The sequence below is a fragment of the Nostoc sp. NMS4 genome, assembly GCF_017115095.1.
Lineage (GTDB): Bacteria > Cyanobacteriota > Cyanobacteriia > Cyanobacteriales > Nostocaceae > Nostoc.
This window is the reverse complement of record NZ_JABXKI010000253.1, coordinates 1-8,346: the sequence shown is the minus strand read 5'-3', so window position 1 is coordinate 8,346 and position 8,346 is coordinate 1. Positions and strand designations below refer to the sequence as shown.

Annotated in this window: 6 protein-coding genes; 4 read left to right on the top strand and 2 right to left on the bottom strand. The window is 41.5% G+C overall.

Annotated features, from left to right (window positions below; all coding sequences use genetic code 11):
* Both HWQ37_RS22760 and HWQ37_RS22755 read left to right on the top strand, forming a co-directional pair.
* A partial coding sequence (locus tag HWQ37_RS22760) for a YqiA/YcfP family alpha/beta fold hydrolase (protein WP_292751142.1) occupies window positions 1–540 on the top strand: 540 nt, incomplete at its 5' end.
* Between the two features lie 225 nt (window positions 541–765).
* Window positions 766–1,923: a histidinol-phosphate transaminase gene (locus HWQ37_RS22755; RefSeq protein WP_292751145.1), complete on the top strand. Its 1,158-nt coding sequence runs from the start codon at window positions 766–768 to the stop codon at window positions 1,921–1,923.
* On the opposite strand, the gene HWQ37_RS22750 is transcribed toward HWQ37_RS22755, so the two are convergent.
* Together HWQ37_RS22750 and HWQ37_RS22745 are read right to left on the bottom strand one after the other, a co-directional pair.
* Window positions 1,917–2,471: a hypothetical protein gene (locus HWQ37_RS22750; RefSeq protein ID WP_292751139.1), complete on the bottom strand. Its 555-nt coding sequence runs from the start codon at window positions 2,469–2,471 to the stop codon at window positions 1,917–1,919. The two genes, HWQ37_RS22755 and HWQ37_RS22750, sit on opposite strands and share 7 nt — an antisense overlap.
* 881 nt (window positions 2,472–3,352) lie before the next feature.
* A complete protein-coding gene (locus HWQ37_RS22745; protein WP_465249715.1) occupies window positions 3,353–3,991 on the bottom strand; it encodes an N-acetyltransferase family protein in 639 nt (212 codons plus the stop codon).
* 635 nt (window positions 3,992–4,626) lie between these two features.
* On the opposite strand from HWQ37_RS22745, the gene HWQ37_RS22740 reads away from it, so the two are divergent.
* On the top strand, window positions 4,627–4,866 hold the full coding sequence (locus HWQ37_RS22740; protein WP_292751133.1) for a hypothetical protein: 240 nt from the start codon (window positions 4,627–4,629) through the stop codon (window positions 4,864–4,866).
* Between the two features lie 133 nt (window positions 4,867–4,999).
* Window positions 5,000–8,346 (top strand): response regulator (locus tag HWQ37_RS22735; protein WP_292751130.1); only part of this gene is annotated, 3,347 nt, incomplete at its 3' end.

Sequence of the window (8,346 nt, the reverse complement as noted above, 5' to 3'; positions counted from 1 at the left end):
AAAATCCCCGATCTCAATGCTGGCGATTTTTCCCAATTAACAATCACTCGTCAGCTAACTCAAGTTGCCGCAGAATTCAGCAATCATTCTACACCAGTAACGCTCATTGGCTCAAGTTTGGGTGGTTTGACTGCTGCCCACTTGGGACAACAAAATTTACAAGTGCAACGCTTAGTTTTATTAGCACCAGCTTTTGGGTTTTTATCCCATTGGTTGCCCAAGTTAGGAGATGAAGAAGTAGAGCGTTGGCAGCAGGAAAAATATATCATGGTCTACCACTATGGAGAGGAGCGATCGCTTTCCTTAAATTACGATTTCGTTACAGATGCTGCCCAATACCAAGAAAAGCTTTTACAACGCCCTATCCCCACACTGATTTTGCACGGCAAAAAGGATGAAGTCATTCCGATCGAAGCTAGTCGGGACTTTGCGCGTTCGCGTCCTTGGGTGGAGTTAGTCGAGTTCGACAGTGACCACGCCCTGGGTAATGTTATGGAAGAAATTTGGCAAGCAATTCGCCTCTTTTGCCAATTACCTTGAAGTTGTAAAATATTAGACTCACACATAACTAATATCCTTAGTCATTTGTCCTTTGTTAGTTATAGGACTCACGCACACTCTACGAATTCTTCTCTGCGAGACGCTACGCGAAGGCGCTCTTGGCGTCTTGGCGGTTCGATAAATTAAGCTTTTTGGCAATTTTATGCGTAAGTCTTAAGTTACTAATGACCAATGACTAATTACCAATGACTAATGACTAAAACTATGCTTCCCTTCATCCGGTCAGATTTAGCCCAATTCACCGCCTATAAACCTCATCCTAGCAACGATACAGCCGATTCTGTCGCCACACAGTTCGATCGGTTAGATACAAATGAAAGCCCCTACGATTTACCACCTGAGTTAAAAGAGAAGCTGGCATGGACGTATCAGCAAGTAATTGAAACAAATCGTTATCCCGATGGCGGACATGAAACACTTAAGGATGCGATCGCCCAGTACGTTAATCAGTCAGCCGCCTCATCCTTGTTTACTGCTGCCAATATTTCTGTTGGCAATGGTTCAGATGAACTAATCCGCTCTTTATTAATCGCCACCTGTCTAGGAGGAGAAGGATCGATTCTTGTTGCCAACCCTACTTTCTCGATGTACGGAATTTTGGCACAAACTTTAGGGATTGCTGTAGTGGCGGTGGGTAGAAATGAAACAAGTTTTGAAATTGATATCAGCGCCGCCCAGTCTGCGATCGAACAAACTCAGAATCCACCGATTCGCGTAGTTTTCGTAGTACATCCCAATTCACCGACAGCCAATAGCTTAACTGCGGCAGAGTTAGCGTGGTTAAGAAGTTTACCCCAGCATATTTTGGTAGTAATTGATGAAGCTTACTATGAATTCAGTCAAACTACCCTAGTAGGTGAATTAGCACAGCGCCCTAATTGGGTGATATTACGCACTTTTTCTAAAGCTTTCCGATTGGCATCTCTCCGTATTGGTTATTGCATTGCTCATCCTGAAGCGATCGCCATTTTAGAAAAAGTTCGCTTACCCTACAATCTCCCCAGTTTTTCCATAGCAGCAGCCTTAGTTGGTTTACAAAATCGTACACTCTTGCTGGAATCAATTCCCCAAACCCTGAGTGAACGAGCCAAACTCATCGAAATTTTATCCCAGCAACCAGAACTACAAGTTACCCCAAGTGCTGCCAACTTTATTTACCTGCGTCTTAAACCAAATAGCTTTAATTCACCAGAAGCTGCTTTAAAAACTTTCCACCAGAAACTTAGAACACTCGGCACTCTTGTACGACTCATTAGCGGAGGATTGCGAATTACAGTCGGAACGATAGATGAAAACGCCCGCACCGTTAATCGAGTCAAAGCTGCTTTGGCAAATTTGTCATCTGAGCAATTTACTCAGTAATTAAACCTGCTATTTACCTCACTGCCCAAACGACGAACTACTCCCACTGTTTGTGGCAGCACACCCACTAAAAGAGCAAAGGCAACATCCGGCAAAAGAGCCACTATTTCTGGTGGAAAGTATTGTTCAAATTGATCGAGAATTTTCTGTACTCGCTGCCCAGGCAGTGAGTTTTCTGTAATTTGTTTTATCAATCGAATCCACTGTCGCCTAATCAAGTAAGCCTTCTGGCGTTCTTCATTAGATTCAGGAGTTAATAAAGAAAGATTACCTATTGGCAGTGCCCTTTGACAATCACAATCGTAATCCCCACCCACAGCAGCCCCAGGCCCAGCAAACTCTGCATGGTAGCGTTTAAAGAGTATTAATCCATTTCGCCGACGACTATTGACGATGAAAACTTCTCCACTGTGCAAACGTGTAAGGATATCCGAGCCTTGCGATTGCTCAGTTCCCTCTGACATGCCAACAGAGTCAAGGAAAGTAGTTTCAGGGTAATAAGTTGATACCATAGAGGTCTGATAGCGTCGATGCTGTTCGCTATCCATGTTTTTTAAACTTTTAATGAATGTTGTTGTAGTATGCACTTCAAAACGGAACTAGCTGTTATATCAAATCAAGTTTTTGAATTCTTTATATTATCAAGACCTTTCTGGCCAATCCAACTAAAAATAATAATATATAGGCGTTGTTTCAGTAATTGAGTGATTATATTTTATGAGATATAGCTAGATTTGTCTGTAAACTATACTCGTGTTTCGTTAAAGTTTTTATAAAGATGAATATATTAATTACAAAGTTATTATGAGGAAGTAATGATTTCTTTCAGCCTAATTTCGCCTATATTCCCATTATAGTCGATCTTTATCTATATCGAATGCTTTAAAAGATTTATTAACCAAAAATCCTACAAGGCTAAGTTTAACATTTTTTAATATTAAAAATATTTACTAATTAAGAGATTTTTTAGTACAGATGAGGGGATTTTTCGTAAAAAATTAAAATAAAATATTATTTTGAGAAAGAATTATCAAAAGCTATTTACTGCCTTATAAATTAACATATTTTAGTTTTTACCTATAGAACTCCTTTCTATTTGATTGAGTAAAAAAACTCATTACAACTCAAAGAGCCTTCTTTACAGTTTCCGGCTGAAACCAAGTAAATTCTCCAAATAAAAGCGGATTTATAGGGGTATTTAGCTAATATTGGCTGGATTTGTAATTAAACCTCATCCATTGTAAAAGTTGGAGTTCTTAAGAGAGTATATTCTTTAGTTGTGGCTTTCTCTAAGTCTAAATAACTATGATTTTCAAGGTAGACGCGGTTTAGGTTTCGTTTGTGTTTGATTATTGGTATGAATTATAGACTTTATCAAATCTAATTGAAATAGCACACAAAACTTGACAATTGCCAAAAAAAACACAATTTAGATAATGGAATCAGCACTCAGGTGCTTGTGCAATAGCATCTGGCTTGAGCGTCTTAGGAGAAATGTATTCCAATTCGATTCGACTTTATGCACCCGATATCCCAGCTTGAAATAAAGCTGTCTTGCTTGATGGTTATTTTCTAAAACATGGAGATATAAGTCTTGAAATCCCCATTCACGAGAAACTTTTTCGCAGCTAGTAAGCAATGCTGAAGCCACACCATGTCTACGGTATTTTGGGTGAACCGCTAAATTAGATAAGTAAGGAAAACCTACTCCAGCCTGGCTCCATGAATCATTACTGTAACGTACACCCAGTTCTACGCTTCCCACTAAGTTATTAGCCTCACCAGTAGTAGCTTCCAGAGCAACTAAGCAAACATGACGGGGCGCAGGTGATGCCATCCGATGCCTTAAGTCTTCGTAAATACCCAGACGTAGCAACGGGAAAGCCCATCCCCATATACCGTTGTGGGAGTGAAAGCTTTCAGTAATAATTTCGGCAACACCAATTAAATCAGCAGGTGTAGCTGTACGAATTTGGAATTGGTAGGAAGCTGGATCGATTGGCTGTTGGTGGTATGGGTGAAAAAACCGATATTTCAAGGCTAGTTTAGTATTGATTTTATTCAACAGAAATTTTCTCAAATATCCTAAAACAAGATTTAAACTAAATCAGAACTTAAGAGTTGCCCAGGAGATTTAACTGAACTAATATTGCTAAATTCGCTTTTGCTTGTCATTTAACAAATTTTTACACTTTAGTTTGGGGTTTTATAACCTGCATTTTTGAAAGAGTATTAGGAGTTACAACTTCATAAATCTATAACCTTAAATTCAGTAGATTCATTGCATCCCTGGTTTTAGGTAGGCAGATTATCAAACTTATTGCCACAAAAACATCTGTCAAGTGATAGAGCTTTGAGTGAGTGGACAGAGGAATAGCATAACTTGTCGGTAAGCAGTATCTCTGAAATTGTTAAGTAAGTACACTATTGGCAAACTCTGGTTTAAAACCACCCTTGTTTGCAGTACTGAACTTGTTTTTGCAGCTACTGCTACACTGATACTACTATGCTACCAAGTCATCCAAATAGGCTGTACAGGCACTGGGACAAGAATCTGTAAGGTTCCCTAATCCCTAATCTCTAACTTCTCAACCACTACTACTTGTCTTAATGATAGTTCTGATTGCTAAATTAGAAAGAGGTATTTGTCTAATAGTATACTTTGGCTTTAAATCTTATTGTTTTAATTTCCCCGACTCTACCATGACTACCATAAATAAAATTTACCTGCAAGTGTTATTACAACTGCTGCAAAGGGAAAACTTAATATGCAGCTTTATCTCGATTTTTCAGCTAGTTATGAGCGCTGTATGTGGTATCAGACATTGCTCACAGGAGGTGAAAAAAGATTTGGCAAGCAAGCGTCAACTCTGTAACACTAAAACTGACTATGAAAGCAATTACACTGCACCAACGCAAATGGTAATCGGCACAAGCAATTGAGACGAATTACTGTGAGTAAACGCTCCTACACTCAGCAGTCATGTAGCCAAACAGCCTTATTGGCCGAAATGCTCTGCTCTTACCTGATCAGATTATTCTTTATCCGACTGCCGTTGCAGCAGGAAAGCGGTGCATGAAATCTCAAGCAAACAGTAAGCCTAAAATTTTGGTTGTCGATGATGAACCAGACAACCTTGACTTGCTTTACCGCACTTTCTATCGTGATTATAAGGTGCTAAGGGCAACCTCTGGCCCTGCAGCCCTCGATCTGCTGGCTCAAGAGGGAGAGGTCTCGGTGATCATCTCCGATCAGCGGATGCCGATGATGAGCGGTACAGAATTTTTGAGTCTGACAGCAACTCAATATCCAGATATTATTCGGATTATTTTAACTGGCTACACCGATGTCGAAGACTTGGTGGAAGCAATCAATGCTGGTAAGGTATTTAAATATGTCACCAAACCGTGGGAAGCGGAGGAACTTAAAGCAGTGGTACGCCAAGCTTTGGATACCCACAATGTCCTCAAAGCTAGAACCCGCGAACTTACCCGCACACTCCGTCAAGAATCGCTGCTGAATACCGTTACTAATACGATTCGCAGTGCTTTAGACTACAGACAAATTTTGCAAGCAATTGTAGATACAGTGGGTCACATGTTGGAGGTGGATGTCTGTCTGTTGCGTCCCTTCCAAGATGAGCAGTTGGCGGATAAAGGATTCATTTATCAGAAGCCTCTTTCTGAAGAAGCAGAGGTGCGGGAGAGCGGAGGGGAAGTAGCAGTAGGCGTTTCACCTCTGCCCGCCATATCCTCTGCTCCCCCTCTGCCTCTTTTGGCTCAGACGGTGTGGGAAACCCGCGAAGTTCAGGTGATTCACGATGTTATTGATGATGAGCGGATTCACGGTAACACTCCCGAACTGCGCGATCGCGGGCAAGCTTTTGCTGCTGCTAATATTTGTTCTAGTTTAGTTGTGCCATTGATCTGCCAACAAGAATTGATGGCGGTGCTAGCACTGCATCAGTGTTCTCAGCCTCGTTTTTGGGGGGATGATGAGGTGCAGTTAGTGTTGATGGTAGCGGATCAGGCAGCTTTAGCTTTGTCTCAAGCTTATGCTTACGAACAAGTACGTGCCCTTGCCAAACGAGAGAGCTTGATTAATACGATTACTAGCGCGATTCGCTCTAGCTTAGATCCTCAAGATATCTTTGCGGCAATTACCCAGCAATTGGGACAAGCTTTACAAGTTGATGGCTGTGTCCTGTCTTTATGGACTGAGGATGATGAGTTTGTCGAGTCTGTGGCCTTGTATGACAGTTTTCAACATTCAGAAAATTTAAAATCGGCAGCCCCAGACAATAACTCAAGTAGTAATAATCACCTACCAAGTCAGAGATTACCCTATTCTCAAGCATCTATACAGGAGAATCCCATCCTCCAACAAATGCTACAGACACATGAACCTGTGGTAATTGGTAATGTGAATCATTCTCCCTCAGATGTGCGGGGTTTTGATTTGCCTTTAAAAATGCCAGCGCGATCGCTAATGTTTGTGCCATTGTTGGCTGATGGTAAATGTATTGGTAGTATTACCTTGCATGAAGGTAAAAAAGTACGCCAATGGTTGCCATCTGATATCGATTTGGCGAAAGCAGTAGCAGCACAAGCGGCGATCGCTGTCCAGCAGTCACACTTATATCAAAAAACCCGCCAACAAGCTGAACGCTTACTGGAATTAGACAAACAAAAAACCGAATTTTTCCAAAATATTTCCCATGAGTTTCGCACACCGATTACCTTGATTCAAGGGCCTTTAGAGTCGGCGGTGGCGGCTGGTGAGGGATTATCTTACTCCCAATGTGCGATCGCCCTGCGTAACTCCCGCCGCCTCCTGCGACTGGTAAATCAACTCCTAGATTTACAACGCCTGAATGCGGGGAGAATGCAGCCTAGCTTCCATCCCTGCGATTTAGTCGAATTTGTTAGCCAAATAGTGGAATCTTTTCGTCCCTACTGCGAGAAAAAGAGGCTACATCTTGTTACCCAGCTAGATGAATGTTCGACGGTGTACTTGGACATGGAAAAATTTGACAAGGTGGTTTATAACCTCTTGTCAAATGCCATGAAGTTTACTCCTGAAGGTGGCACGATCGGTATCAGACTAAAATCTGAGCGCGATCGCTGCATATTACAAGTACAAGATACTGGAATTGGCATTGTTAAAGAACAAATTCCCCATCTATTTGAGCGCTTTCGCCAAGCTGAAGGTTCAGCAAACCGCTCCTATGAAGGCAGTGGTTTGGGTTTAGCTTTAGTTAAAGAATTAGTAGAATTACATGGTGGTCAAGTCACTGTGGAATCAGTTTATGGTGAAGGTACTACCTTTAGTTTATGGCTGGTGACTGGAAATGCTCATTTACCTGCACAGCAAGTATTAGAAACGCCTACCGAATTGAATACGAGCCGCGCTAGCGTAGAATTGGCTGATTTAGAACTAGTAGAGTCAACAACAGACAATATTGAAGATATTACAATAAATCTCTCCCCCAGTGTTGAGACTAAAGACTCAGTAGATAAAACTCAGCACTCAATCTTAGTTGTAGATGACAACCCGGATTTGCGAACCTATGTATCCGAGATTTTCCGCCGCAATGGATATCATGTACAGACGGCTCGTAACGGTCATGAAGGACACAGTAAAGCTAAGGAAATTATACCCAGCTTGATTGTAACTGACTTAATGATGCCCTTAGTGAGCGGACTTGAGATGATTCAGTTGATCCGCAATGAAGAAAAATTGAAAGGAACACCAATTATTCTGCTGACAGCGAAAGTAGATGAAGAAACCCGCATTGAAGGTACAGAACATGGTGCAGACGCTTATTTAGCAAAACCATTCAACGATCGGGAACTTTTGGCGGAAGTTCGGAATCTTTTAGCGTTGAAAGAAAATGAACGGCGAATTATAGAGTTAAATACTTATCTAACAGAATCGGTGCTAAAGCGCTTTTTACCGGCTGTATTGGTGCAAAAAGCCGCAACCGGAGATTTAACCTTAGATTTGCGCCCAGAACCACGTTTAATTACAGTTTTATTTAGTGACATTGTAGGTTTTACACAACTATCAAATACTCTTAGATCCCGACGAGTCGCAGAGTTGCTAAATGAATATTTAGAAGCCATGACCAAAGTTGTATTTAGCAATGGCGGCACTGTAGATAAATTTATGGGAGATGCTATCTTAGCTTTATATGGAGCGCCGGAAGAACTAACCCCTAATGAACAAGTGCGTCGTGCCATTAATACAGCAAGAGCAATGCACCGCTCATTGGCTGACTTGAACCAGCGCTGGCGAGATCAAGGTGTATTTGATGGTGACAGACTTACTAGCGTACAGTTTCGGTGCGGTATTCACCAAGGTACTGCTGTTGTGGGGATGTTTGGTAGCGCTGAACGTGCCGATTATACTGCTATTGGCCC

Coding starts and splice junctions, on each gene's coding strand:
- HWQ37_RS22750 (WP_292751139.1), bottom strand. CDS start 2,471: ATGGATAGCGAACAGCATCGACGCTATCAGACCTCTATGGTATCAACT.
- HWQ37_RS22755 (WP_292751145.1), top strand. CDS start 766: ATGCTTCCCTTCATCCGGTCAGATTTAGCCCAATTCACCGCCTATAAA.
- HWQ37_RS22740 (WP_292751133.1), top strand. CDS start 4,627: ATGACTACCATAAATAAAATTTACCTGCAAGTGTTATTACAACTGCTG.